The 17,402-nt window shown below is 67.4% G+C and carries 12 protein-coding genes; 8 read left to right on the top strand and 4 right to left on the bottom strand.

Translation table 11 applies throughout. The features are described 5' to 3' along the window. The first annotated feature begins 26 nt into the window (after window positions 1-26). From KYC_RS26595 to KYC_RS26570, 6 genes are all read left to right on the top strand, one after another. Window positions 27-2,288: a GNVR domain-containing protein gene (locus tag KYC_RS26595; RefSeq protein WP_008168370.1), complete on the top strand. Its 2,262-nt coding sequence runs from the start codon at window positions 27-29 to the stop codon at window positions 2,286-2,288. A gap of 21 nt (window positions 2,289-2,309) precedes the next feature. Then, window positions 2,310-3,713 (top strand): phosphomannomutase/phosphoglucomutase, encoded by a 1,404-nt coding sequence (locus KYC_RS26590; RefSeq protein WP_008168368.1) that lies wholly within the window; start codon window positions 2,310-2,312, stop codon window positions 3,711-3,713. A 13-nt stretch (window positions 3,714-3,726) separates the two neighbouring features. Further along, entirely contained in the window at window positions 3,727-5,394 is a 1,668-nt protein-coding gene (gene pgi / locus KYC_RS26585; RefSeq protein ID WP_043519335.1) for a glucose-6-phosphate isomerase, read from the top strand. Between the two features lie 12 nt (window positions 5,395-5,406). After that, window positions 5,407-6,459, top strand: a complete 1,053-nt coding sequence (gene galE / locus KYC_RS26580) for a UDP-glucose 4-epimerase GalE (RefSeq protein WP_008168364.1) — start codon at window positions 5,407-5,409, stop codon at window positions 6,457-6,459. A 182-nt stretch (window positions 6,460-6,641) separates the two neighbouring features. After that, window positions 6,642-7,589, top strand: a complete 948-nt coding sequence (epsC, locus tag KYC_RS26575) for a serine O-acetyltransferase EpsC (protein WP_008168363.1) — start codon at window positions 6,642-6,644, stop codon at window positions 7,587-7,589. A gap of 59 nt (window positions 7,590-7,648) precedes the next feature. Then, window positions 7,649-8,467, top strand: a complete 819-nt coding sequence (locus tag KYC_RS26570) for an NAD-dependent protein deacetylase (RefSeq protein ID WP_008168360.1) — start codon at window positions 7,649-7,651, stop codon at window positions 8,465-8,467. 159 nt (window positions 8,468-8,626) lie between these two features. Here the strand turns inward: KYC_RS26570 and KYC_RS26565 are convergent, their stop codons facing one another. The 3 genes from KYC_RS26565 to KYC_RS26555 form a co-directional block, all read right to left on the bottom strand. Beyond that, a complete protein-coding gene (locus KYC_RS26565) occupies window positions 8,627-9,481 on the bottom strand; it encodes an inositol monophosphatase family protein (RefSeq protein WP_008168357.1) in 855 nt (284 codons plus the stop codon). A gap of 194 nt (window positions 9,482-9,675) precedes the next feature. After that, complete coding sequence (locus KYC_RS26560) at window positions 9,676-11,145, bottom strand: NAD-dependent succinate-semialdehyde dehydrogenase (protein WP_008168355.1); 1,470 nt, start codon at window positions 11,143-11,145, stop codon at window positions 9,676-9,678. Window positions 11,146-11,287: 142 nt separating this feature from the next. Then, the gene (locus KYC_RS26555) at window positions 11,288-12,550 is read right to left on the bottom strand and encodes a 4-aminobutyrate--2-oxoglutarate transaminase (protein ID WP_008168353.1); all 1,263 of its coding nucleotides are present in this window, start codon (window positions 12,548-12,550) and stop codon (window positions 11,288-11,290) included. Window positions 12,551-12,646: 96 nt separating this feature from the next. Here KYC_RS26555 and pdxR point away from each other — a divergent pair, with 96 nt between their 5' ends. After that, a complete protein-coding gene (pdxR, locus tag KYC_RS26550; RefSeq protein WP_008168352.1) occupies window positions 12,647-14,131 on the top strand; it encodes a MocR-like pyridoxine biosynthesis transcription factor PdxR in 1,485 nt (494 codons plus the stop codon). 16 nt (window positions 14,132-14,147) lie between these two features. Here pdxR and KYC_RS26545 read toward each other — a convergent pair whose 3' ends face one another. Then, window positions 14,148-15,062, bottom strand: coding sequence for a DUF72 domain-containing protein (locus KYC_RS26545; RefSeq protein WP_008168351.1), 915 nt, complete (start codon window positions 15,060-15,062; stop codon window positions 14,148-14,150). Window positions 15,063-15,178: 116 nt separating this feature from the next. Between KYC_RS26545 and KYC_RS26540 the strand changes: the two genes are divergently transcribed. Further along, a complete protein-coding gene (locus KYC_RS26540; protein ID WP_008168350.1) occupies window positions 15,179-17,356 on the top strand; it encodes a UvrD-helicase domain-containing protein in 2,178 nt (725 codons plus the stop codon). Window positions 17,357-17,402 lie beyond the last annotated feature (46 nt).

The following is a 17,402-nucleotide window of genomic DNA, read 5'->3' as shown; positions in this document are numbered from 1 at the left end:
GGCGGCGCCCTCTCCTGGAGAGCTGCATGTCGTTGCCCATCGAATCGTTCGAGCCGTCAGTCCCGGCCCGTCAGCAGGAAACCCCCCTGTCGTCCCACGTGGACGCCATTTTTTCCAACCGTTGGATGATCATCGCGATCACCATGGTCGCCTTGCTTGGGGCCCTGGCCTATGTGATGGTGACCCCCTCTGTCTATTCGGCCGACATCATCGTGCAGGTCGAGGAGGAAATGCCTAACGGGCAGGCGCGCAGCCTGTTGGGCGACGTGTCGTCGATGTTTGACACCAAGGCGGAAACTTCGGGCGAAATGGAAGTGCTGCGCTCGCGCATGGTCGTCGGCCCGGCCGTCGACAAGTTCCTGCTGTACATCCACGCCAAGCCGCGCTATTTCCCGGTGGTGGGCGAATGGCTGGCGCAGCGCTACGAGAGCCTGCCATACCCGTCCGGCTTGCCGCGCGGGGGCTACGCGTGGGGCGGCGAAACCATCGCGATCTCGCAGCTGGATGTGCCCAACGAATGGCTGGGCAAGCCTTTCCGCGTGACCACGCTGGGAGAAGGCCGCTTCTCGTTGAGCGACAAACTCACCGGCGCCAGCTTCACCGGCACCGTCGGCAAGCCCGAGCGCTTCCTGCTGCCCGGCGGCGGCGCCATGGACGTGCACATCGACGCGCTGTCGGGACGCCCGGGCACCGAATTCACGGTGTCGCGCAGCTCGCGCCTGGCCGCCATCGAGAACGTGCAATCGCACATGGGCATCTTCGAGCGCGGCCGCGCATCGGGCGTCATTGGCGTCACGCTGGAGGGCAACGATCCCGCGCTGACCACCGCCGTCCTGAACCAGATCGGCCAGGAGTACGTGCAGCAGAACGTGAACCGCAAGTCGGCCCAGGCCGAGAAGTCGCTGAACTTTCTTGAGCAGCAGCTGCCCCAGCTCAAGAGCGAGCTGGACGCCGCGGAAACCAAGTACAACGCGCTGCGCAACAAGCGCGGCACGATCGACCTGAGCGAAGAGGCCAAGCTCATCCTTGCGCAGTCGGTGGACGCGCAGACGCGGGTGATGGAACTGCGCTCCAAGCGCCAGGAACTGATCACGCGCTTTGCGCCCACGCACCCGAGCATCGTGGGCATCGACCGGCAGATCTCTTCGCTGACGGGCGACGTGAACCGCATCGGCAACAACATCAAGCAACTGCCCGACTTGGAACAGGACGTGGTGCGCCTGGTGCGCGACGTGCGCGTCAACACCGAGCTCTACACCGCGCTGCTCAACAACACCCAGCAGCTCAAGCTGATCCGCGCCGGCAAGGTGGGCAACGTGCGCATCCTGGATGCGGCCGTGCAGCCCGACAAGCCGGTCCGTCCGAAGGGCGCGATCATCATCGGCGTGGCTACCGCGATCGGCCTGATCTTCGGCATCCTGTGCGCGTTCGTGCGCAACGCCCTGTTCGGCGGCCTGTCCGAACCCGAGGACGTCGAACGCCACACCGGGCTGCCCGTGCTGGCCGCCATTCCCTACAGCGACATGCAGGACAAGCTGTGGCGCCGCAGCCGGCGTAAGAACGCCACCGTGCCGGCGCTGCTGGCCCAAAGCCAGGGCAACTCGCCACCCATTGAAAGCCTGCGGTCGTTCCGCAACGTGCTGCAGGCGTCGCTGCACAAGTCGGCGAACAACATGGTGATGTTCACCGGCCCGGTGGCGGGCGTGGGCAAGTCCTTCCTGTCGGCCAACTTCGCCTTCATCCAGGGCGGCGTGGGCAAGCGCGTGCTGCTGATCGACGCGGATTTCCGTAAGGGTCAGCTCAACCGCTATTTCGGCGTGCCCAAGGAAGATGGCCTGTTCGAAGTGCTGTCGGGCACGATCCCGCTGAGCCGTGTGCGCAAGCACAGCGTGTCCGAGGGCGTGGACTTCATCGCGACCGGCGCGGTCACCTTCGATCCTTCCGAACTGCTGGCTTCGCCCGTATTCGGCGAAACGCTGCGCGAACTGGCGACGCAATACGACATGGTGATCCTGGACACGGCGCCCGTGCTGTCGTCTCCGGATGCGGCCGTGGTCGGCACGCACGCTGCGGCGGTGATGGTGGTGGTGCGCTCCGGCATGAACACGGTGGGCGAGATCCGGGAGACGGCCAAGCGCCTGATCCAGGCCGGCGCCCCGGTGGACGGCGTGCTTTTCAATGGTCTCAAGCTTCTTCCGGAACGCTTCGGCTTCCGGTCCAAGTACGGTGGTTACCGATACTCCCGTGCGGCGTACTACGGCGATTTCAAACAGAACGGCCCCAAGTAAACGCCACACGGAGAAACTGGCATGCACGGAACTTTTGGCTGGGACACGCCGCAAATTCTGGATGCGGTTTTCAAGGCTTACGACATACGCGGGACCGTGCCGGATGAGATAGACGCAAGGTTTGCCCACAGCCTGGGGATGGCGGTGGGCACCAAGGCCCGCGAGCAGGGCGCGCGGTCCATCGTAGTGGGGCGGGATGGCAGGCTGAGCAGCGTGGAGCTTGCCGCCGCGCTGCAGGCCGGCCTGCGTTCTGCCGGCGTGCACGTGATCGACATCGGCATGGCGACCACGCCGATGGTGTATTTCACGACGCGGCTGATGGACACCGGCGCCGGCATCGCGGTGACGGGCAGCCACAACCCGCCCGCGCACAACGGCTTCAAGATCGTGCTGGAAGGCGGGGCGCTGTATGGCGAGGGCATCACGGCGCTGCGCGATGCGATGCGCCTGCCGATCGAGTCGGCGGACACCGCCGGGGGGCGCACGCAGATGCAGGTGGTGCCGTGCTACGCGGCGCGCCTGGTGGGCGATATCCGCATGGCGCGGCCCATGAAGATCGCCATCGACTGCGGCAGCGGCGTGGCGGGGGCGGTGGCTCCCGGCCTGTTCCGCGCGCTGGGCTGCGAAGTGACCGAACTGTTTTGCGAGGTGGACGGGGCGTTCCCGGGCCATCACCCCGATCCGGCGGATCCGCACAACCTGCAGGACCTGATCTATTGCCTGCGCTACTCGGATTGCGAGGTCGGTCTGGCCTTCGACGGCGACGGCGACCGGCTGGGCGTGGTGACGAAGTCCGGGCAGATCATCTGGCCGGACCGCCAGTTGATTCTCTTCGCCCGCGACGTGCTGGCGCGCAATCCGGGCGCCGAGATCATCTACGACGTCAAATGCAGCCGCCACGTGCCGCGGGCCATCACCGAGGCCGGCGGCAAGGCCACGATGTGGAAGACAGGGCATTCCCTGATAAAGGCCAAGATGCGCGAATCGGGAGCGCTGCTTGCTGGAGAGATGAGCGGGCACATTTTCTTCAAGGAACGCTGGTACGGCTTTGACGACGGCATTTACGCCGCCGCCCGCCTGCTGGAGATCCTGTCGTCGGCGCCGGACCCGTCTGCCTTGCTGGAAAGCTTGCCGCAGTCCTGCGCCACCCCGGAATTAAAGCTGGAGACCAGCGAAGGCGAAAACGTCGAACTGGTGAACGCGCTGCGCGAGCAAGGGGAATTCCCTGGCGCGCTGTCGATCACCGATCTCGACGGGATACGGGTGGACTATGCCGACGGCTTCGGCCTGGCGCGTCCGTCCAACACCACGCCAACGGTGGTACTCCGGTTCGAAGGAGACAGCGTGGCCGCATTGGCCCGTATCGAGGAGGACTTCCGCAAGGCGTTCAAGCGCGTTGCACCTCACATTCGTTTACCGTTCTAAGGAGCATCACGCGATGGGAAAGGCTCAACATGCGATTGAGGCGTTAAGGGCGAACTCCGGACTGGCGGACAGCCCCGAGTGGGTGGCTTTCGCGCAGTCCGCGCAGAGCGCCGAACTGGACGCCAGCGCGCTGAAGGTGATCGAAGCGGCAGGGTTGTGCGTGGACCTGACGATGCAGCGCCAGTCGTCGGGACTGGACGCCGCGGCCGCGGCGCTGCTGCAGGCGCGCGGGCTGGATGAGGCGCGCCGCGCCTTGTTCTCGGGTGAACAGGTCAACTGGACGGAAGGCAAGCCCGCGTGGCACACCGCGCTGCGCGCCGGACGCACGCGCGAACAGCCGGACGGGCAGGACGCGGACTCGGTCTGCGAGTATTCGCGCATGACCGACTTCGTGCGGCGCGTGGACCAGTCCGCGGACTTCTCCACCGTTCTGCACATCGGCATCGGAGGCAGCGATTGGGGGCCGCGGCTGGCGGTCCAGGCCTTCGGCGGCCCGCTGCAACGCCGGCAGATCCGCTTCGTGTCCAACATTGACGGCCATGCCTTCCACGACGCCGTGGCGGGGCTGGATCCGCGGCGCACCCTGGTGGTGGTGTCGTCCAAATCGTTCACCACTGCCGAAACGCTGCACAATGCGCGCACCGCCATCGCCTGGCTCAAGCAGGGCGGCGTGGCCGACGTGTCCGAGCACCTGGCCGCCGTGACCTCCAATGCGCCGGCCGCCCGCGCGCTGGGCGTGCCGTCCAGCCAGATCTTCAAGATGTGCGACTGGGTGGGCGGCCGCTATTCGGTCTGGTCCGTCGCCGGGCTGTCGATCGCGCTGACGGTGGGCGCCGACGTGCTGATCGGCATGCGGGCGGGCGCGGAAGCCATGGACCAGCACTTCCAGCAGGCGCCGTTCGCGTCGAACGCGCCGATCCAGCTGGCGCTGGCCGGTCTGGTCAACTGCAGCGTGCTGGGCTACAACTCGCTGAACGTCGCGGCCTACAGCGCGCGGCTGCTGCACCTGGTCACGTACCTGCAGCAGCTGGAAATGGAATCGCTGGGCAAGCGGGTCGCGGGCGACGGCGCGGCGGTCGGCGTGCCGACGGCCCCCATCATCTGGGGCATGCCGGGCACCGATGGCCAGCACACCTTTTTCCAGTGGCTGCACCAGAGCGAAGAGGGCGCGCCGGTCGACTTCATCGCCAGCCTGCAGGGCCATGCCGACAGCCCGGACGCGCACCGCATGCTGCTGGCCAACTGCCTGGCGCAGCGCCAGGCCCTGCTGCGCGGCAAGTGCCTGGAGCAGGCGCTGCAGGACGTGGCGCACGTCGATGACCAGGAACGCGCGCTGAGCCTGGCGCAGCACATGGTGCATCCGGGCGGACGGCCGTCCACGCTGATCGTCCTGCGCCAGCTCGATCCGCGCGGCCTGGGCGCGCTGCTGGCGCTGTACGAGCACAAGGTGTTCGTGCAGAGCGTGGTCTGGGGCATCAACCCGTTCGACCAATGGGGCGTGGAGCTGGGCAAGCGGCTGGCCAACGGCATCGAGCGCGAGCTCGCCGTGCCGGTGTCCGCCGGCGTGGTCGACTGGGGGCACGACGCCTCCACGTCGTACTGGATCGACCGCTACCGCAGCCACGCGCAAGCGCCGCGTCCCCGCCACGCGTGGGTGCCGGGCATGGCGGCCCATCTCTGACGGAGCGTCGACATGGCGGATACGCAGGTGCTGGTGACGGGCGGCGCGGGCTACATCGGTACGCACACGCTGGTGGATATGCTGGCCTGCGGCCTGCGGCCGCTGGTGCTGGACAACTTCAGCAACGGCAGCCGCGAGGCGGTGCGCCGGGTGGAGCGGCTTTGCGGCGTCCCGATAGCGCTGGTCGAAGGGGACATCCGCACGCCCGGCCTGGTCGCGTCGGTGCTGGCCGGAGCGCGGGCGGCGGGCGCGCCGGTGAGCGCGGTGCTGCATCTGGCGGGCTGCAAGGCGGTGGGCGAATCGGTGGCGGACCCGCTCAAGTATTACGACAACAACGTCAACGGGTCGCTGGTCCTGCTGCACGCCATGCGCGAGGCCGGGGTTTCCCGGCTGGTGTTCAGTTCGTCCGCCACCGTCTACGGCGAACCGCGCTACCTGCCGTTCACCGAAGCCCATCCCCTGGCGCCCACCAACCCATACGGCCGCACCAAGCTCATGGTCGAGGAAATGCTGCGCGACGTCTGCGCCGCGGACCCCGGCTTCAGCGCCGTCACGCTGCGCTATTTCAATCCGATCGGCGCGCATCCCAGCGGGCAGATCGGCGAAAGCCCGCGCGACCTGCCCAACAATCTCTTTCCGTTCATCACGCAGGTGGCGGTGGGGCGCCAGCCTTACCTGCGGGTGTTCGGGGACGACTACGGGACCGTCGACGGCACAGGCGTGCGCGACTACCTGCACGTCATGGACCTGGCGCGCGGGCACGTGCAGGCGCTGAGCTATTCCGAGGGCCATCCGGGCTTTGTCGCGGTCAACCTGGGCACCGGGCAGGGCACGAGCGTGCTGGAACTGGTGCATGCCTTCGAACGCGTCAATGGCTGCAAGATTCCGCTGCGCACGCTGCCCCGGCGGGCGGGCGACGTCGAGCGCATGTGGGCCGATCCGGCGCTGGCGGCGTCCCTGCTGGGCTGGCGCAGCACGCACGATGTGGCGTCGATGTGCGCGGACGGCTGGCGCTGGCAGCAGGGCAATCCGCAGGGCTATGAGGCGGAGTCCGTCGCCGCATAACCCCAACGGCATATCGGATGACTTCCGGGGGATGGGGACTAGCGGTTACAGTTGACGGAATTATTGCGAAGCAGCATTACCCCGGCGGTCCGGCCGGGGGCGACGCATCGTCAGCGAGGCACTTCCATGTTTGTCATCCCTATGCATGCCGGATTCGTCGGCGCCCAGACGGAGCCGCGGCAATGAACGGCCCCATCCATATCCCCACTGCCCACTGGAACCTGGACAGCATCGTGTCCGGCCTGCGCGGCGCGCGCGTGGCCTGGCGCGGCCCGCGCGGCCGCCTGCGCGACGACGCCGGCCTGCGCGAATTCCCCTCGCAGGAAAGCCTGCGCCAGATCATCAAGAACCTGTGCGGCGCGCTGTTCCCGATGCGCCTGGGCCCCATCGACCTGCGCGAAGAGGTCGAAGACTTCTACGTCGGGCACACCATCGGCGCGGCGCTCGATGCGCTGCTGCACCAGGTCTGTCTGGAGCTGCAGTACGTCGGGCGGGACGACCCGGCCCTGCGGGCGGACACGCAGCTGCGCGCCATTGAAATCGTGCGCCAGTTCGGCGCCGAGCTGCCGGCCGTGCGCGCCGCGCTCGACCTGGACGTGACGGCCGCCTACCAGGGCGACCCGGCGGCCCACAGCGTGGACGAAGTCCTGCTCTGTTATCCCGGCGTGGCGGCAATGATCCACCACAGGCTGGCCAACGTCCTGTATCGGCTGGGCGTGCCGATGCTGGCGCGCATCGTGGCGGAAATCGCCCACGCGGACACCGGCATCGACATCCACCCCGGCGCCACCATCGGCCGCAGCTTCTTCATCGACCACGGCACCGGCGTCGTGATCGGCGAAACCGCCATCATCGGCGACCGCGTGCGGCTCTACCAGATGGTCACGCTGGGCGCGAAGCGCTTCCCGCCCGGCGAAAACGGCGAACTCAAGAAGGGCCTGGCGCGCCATCCCTTGATCGAGGACGACGTGGTGATCTACGCTGGCGCGACGATCCTTGGCCGGGTCACGATCGGCAAGGGTTCGACCATCGGCGGCAACGTCTGGCTCACGCGCAGCGTGCCGCCGGGCAGCAACGTCACGCAGGCCAGCCTGGTCAGCGACATGCCCGACTGCGGCTTGGGCGGCTGAACGCCGCTTTTCCGTGCGCGGCCCGTGCCGCCGCGCGGAAATTCGACTGAGGAGCCTGGATGGACACAGCAGTCTCGGAACTGGCCGCGCTGCGCGGCTTCATCGACCGGCACCCCCGGCTGTTCGTGCTGACGGGCGCCGGGGTCAGCACCGATTCCGGCATTCCCGATTACCGCGATACCGAGGGCGAATGGAAGCGCCAGCCGCCCATGACGCTGCAGACCTTCATGGGCGGCGAACTGGCCCGGGCGCGCTACTGGGCGCGCAGCATGGTGGGCTGGAGGCGCTTCGGCCACGTGCGGCCCAATGCCTCGCACCTGGCGCTGGCCCGCCTTGAGGCGCGCGGCCATGTCGCCATCCTGGTGACGCAGAACGTGGACGGGTTGCACGAGGCCGCGGGCAGCCGCGACGTCGTGGACCTGCACGGCCGGCTGGACGCGGTGCGCTGCATGAATTGCGACTGGCGCGGCAATCGCCACGACTGGCAGGACGCGCTGCACGCGCTCAACCCCGACTGGGTGGCGCTTGAGGCAAGCGACGCGCCCGACGGCGATGCCGACCTGGACGGGCACGATTTTTCGCGCTTTGCCGTGCCGCCGTGTCCGCGCTGCGGCGGGATCGTCAAGCCGGACGTGGTGTTCTTCGGTGAAACCGTGCCGCGCGACCGCGTGGACCGGGCCAATGCCGGGCTGGCGAACGCCGACGCGGTGCTGGTGGTCGGATCTTCGCTGATGGTGTATTCGGGCTACCGCTTTGTAACCGCCGCGTCGCGCAGCGGCATTCCCATCGCCGCCATCAACCTGGGCCGCACCCGGGCGGACAGCCTTCTGACCCTTAAAGTCGAGCAGCCTTGCGCCGTGGCGCTCGAGGCGCTGTAGCGGCAGCCGGGTCGGCCGGTTTTTGACCGGTTTAAGCAAGTGCTTGCCCGGCAAGGTTTTTTTTGAACGGTTACAGACCTTTCCATAGGGTTGTCCACAGGAACTGGGGATAACTCCTAGGGATAACCCCATATTTCAGGGCTGCAAAGGCCCTTCCTGTCAAGCCTCGACGCTTTCCAATGCGTCCCCCAACAACGCCTTGCGCGCCGCATGCCAACTGCCGGCGTCGGGCGCGTACAGCAGGCCGCCAGTGCGGTGGGTGGGCTTGTAGGGGGATCCGTCGAAGCGCGCCGCATAGCCGCCGGCTTCGCGGTGCAGCAGCCAGCCCGCGGCATGGTCCCAGGCGGTAAGCTGGTTGTACAGGGCCACATGGCAGTGCCCCGCCGCCAGCATGCGGTATTCGTGGGCGGCGCAGCGCAGGGACGCCGTGCTGCCCAATCGCGACAGGTTGCCATTGACGGCGGACCTGAGGGGTTCGGGCAGGGCGCCGGTGGCGATCAGGCCGTCCATGTCCTGCGGGGGCGCGGGGCTGGCGACGGTCAGCGGCGTCCGCTTGCCGTTTTCGTATTCCAGCCAGGCGCCTTCGCCGCGCACGGCCAGGGCGCTGTCGCGGCTGACCGGGTCGTAGATCACGCCGGCGATCACGTCGCCGCGGTGGCAGGCCGCAATCATCATGCCGAACAGGGGCAGGCCGGCGACGTAGTTGCGGGTGCCGTCGATAGGGTCGATCAGGAAGGCCAGGTCGGCATCGACCAGCATGTTCAGCAGCGCAGGATTGCGCGCGGACGCTTCTTCGCCGATCAGCACGGCGCCGGGATGCAGCTTGGCAAGGCGTGTGGCGATCAGGCGTTCGGCGGCTTCGTCGGCGTCGGTGACGAGGTCACGCGGCGAACTCTTGTCGCGCACCGCGCCCTCGGGCAGGTTGCGAAAGCGCGGCATGACTTCCGTCTGCGCCGTTTCAGCCAGGATGGCCGCCAGCTTGCGGGTGTCCTCGAGGGTGAAAGTTCTGCTCATACTGACTCGTCCAGGGAACGCGCAAATCTATCATGCCTGGGCTGCATTTGAGCGTGATTTTCAAGTCATTGCTTTGAAAGGACTTTTTCCGGTCATGCAGGACTTGTCAGCCGGGTTGTCCACAATTGCTGGGGATAAGCGGGCGGGGAGCCCGCCTATCCCCGGCGCGCGGCGGGCGCCGCGCGCGCCGGGCGTCAGGCGCCCAGATCCACGCAGAGATACTTGATCTCGAGGTACTCTTCGATGCCGTACTTGGAGCCTTCGCGGCCCAGGCCGGATTGCTTGACGCCGCCGAACGGGCCGACTTCATTCGAAATGAGGCCGGTATTGATGCCGACGATGCCGTATTCCAGCGATTCGGACACGCGCCAGATGCGGGCGTAGTCGCGCGTGAAGAAGTAGGCGGCCAGGCCGAAGATGGTGTCGTTGGCCATGCCGATGACTTCTGCTTCGGTGTCGAAGCGGAACAGCGGCGCCACCGGGCCGAAGGTTTCTTCGGACGCAAAACGCATCGACTGCGTCACGTCGCGCACCACGGTCGGTTCGAAGAACGTGCCGCCCTTCGCATGCGGCTTGCCGCCCGCGATGACCTTGGCGCCGTTGGCCGTGGCGTCGGCGATGTGCTCCTGGACCTTTTCCACCGCGTTGCGGTCGATCAGCGGGCCTTGGGTCACGCCGTCTTCAAAGCCGTCGCCGACCTTCATGGCGTTGACCTTGGCCACCAGGCGCTTGGCGACTTCTTCGTACACGCCGGCCTGCACATAGATACGGTTGGCGCACACGCAGGTCTGGCCGGCGTTGCGGTACTTCGATGCCAGGATGCCGTCCACGGCGCGGTCCAGGTCGGCGTCGTCGAACACGATGAAGGGCGCATTGCCGCCCAATTCCAGCGACAGCTTCTTGATGGTGGGTGCGCATTGCTCCATCAGCGTGCGGCCGACTTCGGTCGAACCCGTGAAGCTCAGCTTGCGCACGACGTCGCTTTCGCACAGCGCCGCGCCGATGTCGCGCGAGCTGCCGGTGATGACGTGGAACACGCCGGCCGGCACGCCGGCCTCTTCGGCCAGCACGGCCAGGGCCAGCGCGGTCAGCGGCGTTTGCTGGGCCGGCTTGACCACCATGGTGCAGCCGGCGGCCAGCGCCGGGCCGACCTTGCGGGTGATCATGGCGGCGGGGAAGTTCCAGGGCGTGATCGCGGCGGTGACGCCGATGGGCTGCTTGAGCGCCATCAGGCGCTGGCCTGCCTTGGGGCTTTGCAGGATGTCGCCGTCGATGCGCTTGGCTTCTTCGGCGAACCATTCCAGGAACGACGCGGCATAGGCGATTTCGCCCGCGGCCTCGGTCACCGGCTTGCCTTGTTCGGACGTCATGATGGCGGCCAGGTCTTGCTGGTTCTGCATCATCAGTTGCGCCCACTTCAGCAGGATCGCGGCGCGTTCCTTGCCGGTCTTGGCGCTCCAGGCCGGCAGCGCGGCCTGGGCGCTGGCGATGGCCTGTTCGGTTTCCTTGCGGCCCAGCTTGGGCACCGACACGATGGTCTTGCCGGTGGAGGGATTGTCCACCGGAATGGATGCGCCGCCGTTGGCGCCTACCCACTTGCCGTCGATGTAGCAGGCGTCGCGCAGCAGGTCGGGACGCGAGAGGGGATGAGTCAATGCTGTCATGGGGGAGTCTCCTTGAAAGGCCGGCGGAACAAGCGACTGCGGGCGCGGCAGGCGAGCGGCCTGGTGATCAAGCCGCCGCGCCTGCTACGCCCGCAATCGTTGTTCCTGCCGGCCGAATAACCGTTTATTCAGGGCCTGCGTCTCAGGCGGTCAGCGCCTCGGACAGGATGTCCAGCGCGCGTGCGAACTGGGCGTCGGGAATGGTCAAGGGATACAGGAAGCGCAGGACGTTCCCGTATACACCGCAGCTTAGCAAAATCAGGCCGTTGTCGATGGCGTGCTTTTGCACGCGCTTGACGGCTTCGGCGTCGGGCTTGCCGGCCGCGTCGTTCAGTTCCAGCGCGACCATCGAGCCCAGGCCGCGCACGTCGGCGATGCCGGGAACCTTGGCGCGCAGGCCTTCCAGGTGCGCGCGCAGCTTCTCGCCCAGCTGGTTGGCGCGTTCGCACAGCTTTTCCTCGGCGATCACGTCCAGCACCGCATGCGCGGCGGCGACCGCCAGCGGGTTGCCGGCGTAGGTGCCGCCCAGGCCGCCCGCGGCGGGGCCGTCCATGACGTCGGCGCGGCCGACCACGCCCGAGATCGGGAAGCCGCCGCCCAGGCTCTTGGCCATCGTGATGAGGTCGGCCTGGACCGAGTGGTGCTCCATCGCGAACAGCTTGCCGGTGCGGCCGAAGCCGGTCTGGACTTCGTCGGCGATCAGCAGGATGCCGTGTTCGTCGCAGACCTTGCGCAGCGCCGTCATCAGTTCGGGCGGGGTGATGTTGAAGCCGCCTTCGCCCTGCACGGGCTCGATGATGATGGCCGCGACGCGCTTGGGATCAATGTCGACCTTGAACAGCAGGTCCAGCGCCTTGAGCGAATCGGCGACGCTGATCGACTGCGTGGCGTTGGGGAACGGCACGTGATAGATGTCGCCGGGCATCGGGCCGAACGACAGCTTGTACGGGGCGACCTTTCCGGTCAGCGCCATGCCCAGCATGGTGCGGCCGTGGAACGAGCCGGAGAAGGCGATCACGCCCGAGCGGCCGGTGGCCGAGCGCGCGATCTTGACGGCGTTTTCGACGGCTTCGACGCCGGTGGTGAAGAAGGCGCTCTTCTTCAGGCCGTCGATGGGCGCCAGGCGGTTGATGCGCTCGGCCAGCGAGATGTAGCCTTCATAAGGCACGATCTGGTAGGCCGTGTGCGTGAAGTTGTCGAGCTGGGCGGCGACCGCGGCCTTGATCTTCGGGTGCAGGTGGCCCGTGTTCAGGACGGCGATGCCGCCCGCGAAATCAATGTATTCCTTGCCTTCCGCATCCCACAGCGTGGCGTTTTCGGCGCGCACGGCATAGAAGTCGCACATGACGCCGACGCCGCGCGGCGTGGCCAGGGAACGGCGGGTATTCAGATCCTGATTCTTCATCTCGGTCTCGCAGAGCATGATGGGCGGTAAAAACCTTATTTAATGCTACGATGGCCCCACTTGTGGGAACCACTTTGATAAATCAGGTAGAACCAATTGCGGTCCATCGTCGGTGACTTGCTGCTGCTCCGTCTGGCCGACGGATCCAGCGATCCCATGAACAAGCGGCTTTACCGCGGCGTGCGCGAAGCCATCCTGGATGGATCCATCGCCGCGGACTCGCGCCTGCCGGCCACGCGCGACCTCGCGGCCGAGCTCGGCATCGCGCGCAATACGGTCGTGCACGTCTACAGCCAGCTCCTGGCCGAAGGCTATACCCGCAGCCGCCAGGGCAACGGCACCTTCGTCAATGCGTCGGTGCCGGACTCCTACCTGGCCAGCGGGCGCCGCCTGCGCCAGGCGCCCCAGGCACAGCCGCGCCCGGCGCTGTCGCCACGGGGCGCGGCGATCGTCGACAGCGTGTCGGCCTCGCCTTACCAGTGGGGCGCCTTCATGCCTGGCGTGCCCGACCTGACCGAATTCCCGCACAAGAAGTTCGGCCGCATCTTCAGCGGCCTGTGGCGCAATCCCTCGCCGGATCTGCTGAGCTACTCCTACGGCGGAGGCCTGCCCGCGCTGCGCGAGGCGCTGGCGCAGCACCTGGCGCTGACCCGTTCGATCGACTGCGATCCCGACCAGATCATCATCACCGAGGGCTCGCACCAGGCCATTGACCTGACGACCCGCATCCTGGGCGAGGCCGGCGAAACCGCCTGGGTCGAAGATCCCGGCTACTGGGGCGCCCGCAGCATCCTGCAGGCCAATGGCCTGCGCACGGTGCACCTGCCGGTGGACGAAGAGGGCATGCGCCTGCCGGACAACGCGGCCACGCCGCCGCGCTTCATCTTCGTCACGCCTTCGCATCAGTACCCGCTGGGGCCGGTCATGTCGCTTACCCGCCGGCGCCAGCTGCTGGCGCTGGCGCGGCAAAGCGGCAGCTGGATCATCGAGGACGACTACGACAGCGAGTTCCGCTTCTCCGGCAAGCCCATCGAGTCGCTGCAGGGCCTGGAGCCGGACGCGCCCGTCATCTACATGGGCACCTTCAGCAAGACGCTGTATCCCGGGCTGCGCGTGGGCTATCTGGTGCTGCCCAAGACGCTGACTGCCGCGTTCCAGGCGGCGCATGCCGAGCTGTACCGCGAAGGCCACCTGATGACGCACGCCGCGCTGGCGGCCTTCATTTCCGAGGGCCATTACGCCGCCCATATCCGCCGCATGCGCATGCTGTACGGGCGCCGCCGCGCCATGCTGGTCAACCTGATCGAGCGGCGGCTGGGCCCCGACTGGCTGCACCGCGACGCCAGCATGGCGGGCCTGCACCTGGTGCTGACCCTGCCGCAGGACATGGACGACCTGCGCGTGGTCGACGTGGCGCGCGGCAAGGGCGTGCTGACGCGCGCGCTGTCGCGCTACTACGTCAACGAAGACGGCCGCCGGCCGGGCCTGCTGCTGGGCTACGCCTGCGTGCCCGAACACGACATCGCGCGCAAGTTCGAAGTGCTGCTGGAAAGCCTGGCGGAAGTGGCGCGCGGCGGGTAGGGCGGAGCCCGCGATATCAAACCCCCGGCAGCGCCAGGGCCGAGGCGAAGGCCGCGGCGTTGCGCATGCCCTGGTCTTCGAAGTTGGTGTTGAACACAGCGTGCGCCTGCCCGGTCTGGGACGCCAGGCGCGTAAAGCGCGCGACCAGTTCGGCCAGTTCCTGTTCCGTGTATTCGTACTGGAAGCGGCCGGACGAGGCCGCGCCGGAAGCATTCCAGGTGGCGGCGTTGCGCCCATGCAGGCGCAGCAGCGTGAGGTCCGGATGCGTGCTTTCCCACACGGCGGGCACGGTGTTTTCGAACCCCTGAGGCGCGTCCACCACGGTGTGCGCCACGCCCAGGTCGCGCTCGAAGGCCAGCGTGCCGGCGGTGGCGGCGGGGCTGTCGAACCAGCTGCGGTGCCGGAACTCCACCGAGATCAGGTGTTCGTCCATGCGCCGGGCGCAGTCCGCCACCCGCGCCATGCCGCGCGCGTCGCGCCGTATCCAGGGCGGGAACTGGAAATGCACGGCGCCCAGTTTGCCGGGAAGCCGCAGGGGCTCCAGCGCAATCTGGTAGCGCCGCCAGACCTCGTCGCGCAGGTCGGCCGGCATCTGGTCGTGATAGATGACGGGTTCCGGCCAGTCCGCGAGTTCGCGGCGGATGTCCGGCGGCAGGGCAGTCAGCGGCGTCTGGTGGCCGGTGAACAGGCGGAAGGCCTTGATGTTGAAGACGAAATCGTCTGGCGTCCGGGTGGCCCACAGGTGGGCGTTGTCCGGCGCGGGCAGGGCGTAGAAGCTGGAGTCGACCTCGGCCAGCGAAAAGCGCGTTGCATAGAACCGCAGCCGGGACTCCGCGCTGTGCGCGTCGGGCGGGTAGAAGCGGCCGCAGGCCAGCAGGGTCGGGTCGGTCCAGGAGGCGGTGCCGGTCAGGATGCGGGCGGAATCAGGCATGGAGCCAGGGGAAATCAGACGGAATTCAAAAAATTCTGTATAAATATACAGTGTTAGTCCGGAGCCAGCCCTGGCTCCTTCCTTTTTTTGCGGCCGCAGCGCTGCGGCACCGCGATATGTCCGATCACGCCAATCTTCCGTCCTCGCCTTCCAACGAACGCCCCGCCGAGCTTCCGGCCGGCAGTCCGACTGACCGTCCAACTGACCGTCCAACTGGCCGCCCAACTGGTCGTCCCGATCCCCTGGCCGACCTGAATCCGGCGCAGCGCGAGGCGGCCGAATTCGGCGTGGCTGGCGCGCCTGGCGGCGACGGCCCCCTGCTGGTGATCGCGGGGGCGGGGTCAGGCAAGACCAACACGTTGGCGCACCGCGTGGCGCACCTGATCCTGAACGGCGCGGACCCGCAGCGCATGCTGCTGCTGACCTTCTCGCGCCGCGCCGCGCAGGAAATGGAGCGCCGCGTCGGGTCGGTGCTGCAGCGGGTGATGAACCTGCGTTCGTCGCAGCAGGCCCCGTCGCTGCCCTGGGCGGGCACGTTCCACGCGATCGGCGCGCGCCTGCTGCGCGATTGCGCGCAGCGCATCGGCCTGTCCGAAGCGTTCACCATCCACGACCGCGGCGACGCTGAAGACCTGATGGGGATGGTGCGGCATGAACTCGGCCTGTCGTCCACCAAGTCCCGGTTTCCGCTCAAGGGCACCTGCCTGGCCATCTATTCGCGCGTGGTCAACAGCCAGACGCCCGTGGCCGACGTGCTCAAGACGTCCTTCCCGTGGTGTATCCAGTGGGAAGACGAACTGAAGAACCTGTTCCGCGCCTATGTCGCGGCCAAGCAGGACCAGCAGGTGCTGGACTATGACGATCTGCTGCTGTACTGGTCCGAGATGATGTCCGACGCCGAGATCGCGGCGGACGTGGGCGCGCGCTTTGACCACGTGCTGGTGGACGAATACCAGGACACCAACCGTCTGCAGTCGTCGATCCTCCTGGCGATGAAGCCCGACGGGCGAGGCCTGACGGTGGTGGGCGACGATGCCCAGTCCATCTATTCGTTCCGGGCGGCCACCGTGCGCAATATTCTGGACTTTCCGCACCAGTTTCTCGCACCCGCGCGGGTTATCACGCTGGACCGCAACTATCGGTCCACGCAGCCCATCCTGAATGCGTCGAACGCCGTGATCGGGCTGGCGACCGAGCGCTACGCCAAGGACCTCTGGACCGACCGGCAGTCGTCCCAATTGCCCGAGCTGGTGACCGTCAGCGATGAAGCCGGGCAGGCGCGCTGGGTGGCCGACCAGGTCCTGGCCCAGCGCGAGGGCGGCGCAACGCTCAAGTCCCAGGCGGCGCTGTTCCGCACCACCAGCCACAGCGCGGCGCTGGAACTGGAACTGACCCGCCGCAACATTCCCTTCGTGAAGTTCGGCGGCCTGCGTTTCCTGGAGGCTGCGCATGTAAAGGACTTGCTGTCGCTGCTGCGCTGGGCCGAGAACCCGCGCGGACGCATGGCGGGCTTTCGTGTGGCGCAGCTGCTGCCCGGCATCGGTCCGGCCACGGCGGGCAAACTGATGGACGCGATGTCCGCGTCCGACGAGCCCTTGCGGGCCTTGCGCGAGTTCAAGCCGGGGGCGGCGGCCCAGGAAGAGTGGGGCGCGTTCGCCGATACCTACGCCGCGCTGTGCGATCCCGGGCTGAAATGGCCCGCCGACGTGGACCTGGCGCTGCGTTGGTACAGCGGCCAGCTTGAACGCCTGTACGACGATGCGCGGGTGCGCAAGACCGACCTGGACCAGCTCGTGCGCATCGCATCGGGCTATCCGTCGCGCGAACGCTTCCTGACCGAGCTGACCCTGGATCCGCCGGACGCGACAAGCGACGAGTCCGGCGCCCCGCTGCGCGACGAAGACTACATGATCCTGTCGACCATCCATTCGGCCAAGGGCCAGGAATGGAAGGCCGTCTACGTGCTGAACGTGGTCGACGGCTGCATTCCGTCGGACATGAGCACCGGCACTGCCGAAGAGATCGAGGAAGAGCGCCGCCTGCTGTACGTGGCCATGACGCGCGCCAAAGAACGCCTGCAGCTGATCGTGCCGCAGCGCTTCTATGTGCACCAGCAGACCGGCATGGGCGACCGCCACGTCTACGGCTCGCGCACGCGCTACATCACGAATGCGATGCTGCCGCTGTTCGACCACCTGCCCAAGCTGCCGGACCTGCCGGCCGGACGCGGCGAGCCCAAGGAGCCCCAGGCCCCGCGCATCGACGTGGCCAAGCGCGTGCGCAACCTGTTCTAGGCCGGATGCGGGCTGGGCTATCATCGGCCGATACGCATAAGCTGTC

The organism is Achromobacter arsenitoxydans SY8 (genome assembly GCF_000236785.1).
GTDB classification, from domain to species: Bacteria; Pseudomonadota; Gammaproteobacteria; order Burkholderiales; family Burkholderiaceae_B; genus Achromobacter; species Achromobacter arsenitoxydans.
The sequence above is the reverse complement of the archived record's forward strand: the minus strand, read 5'-3'. Positions and strand labels throughout refer to the sequence as shown.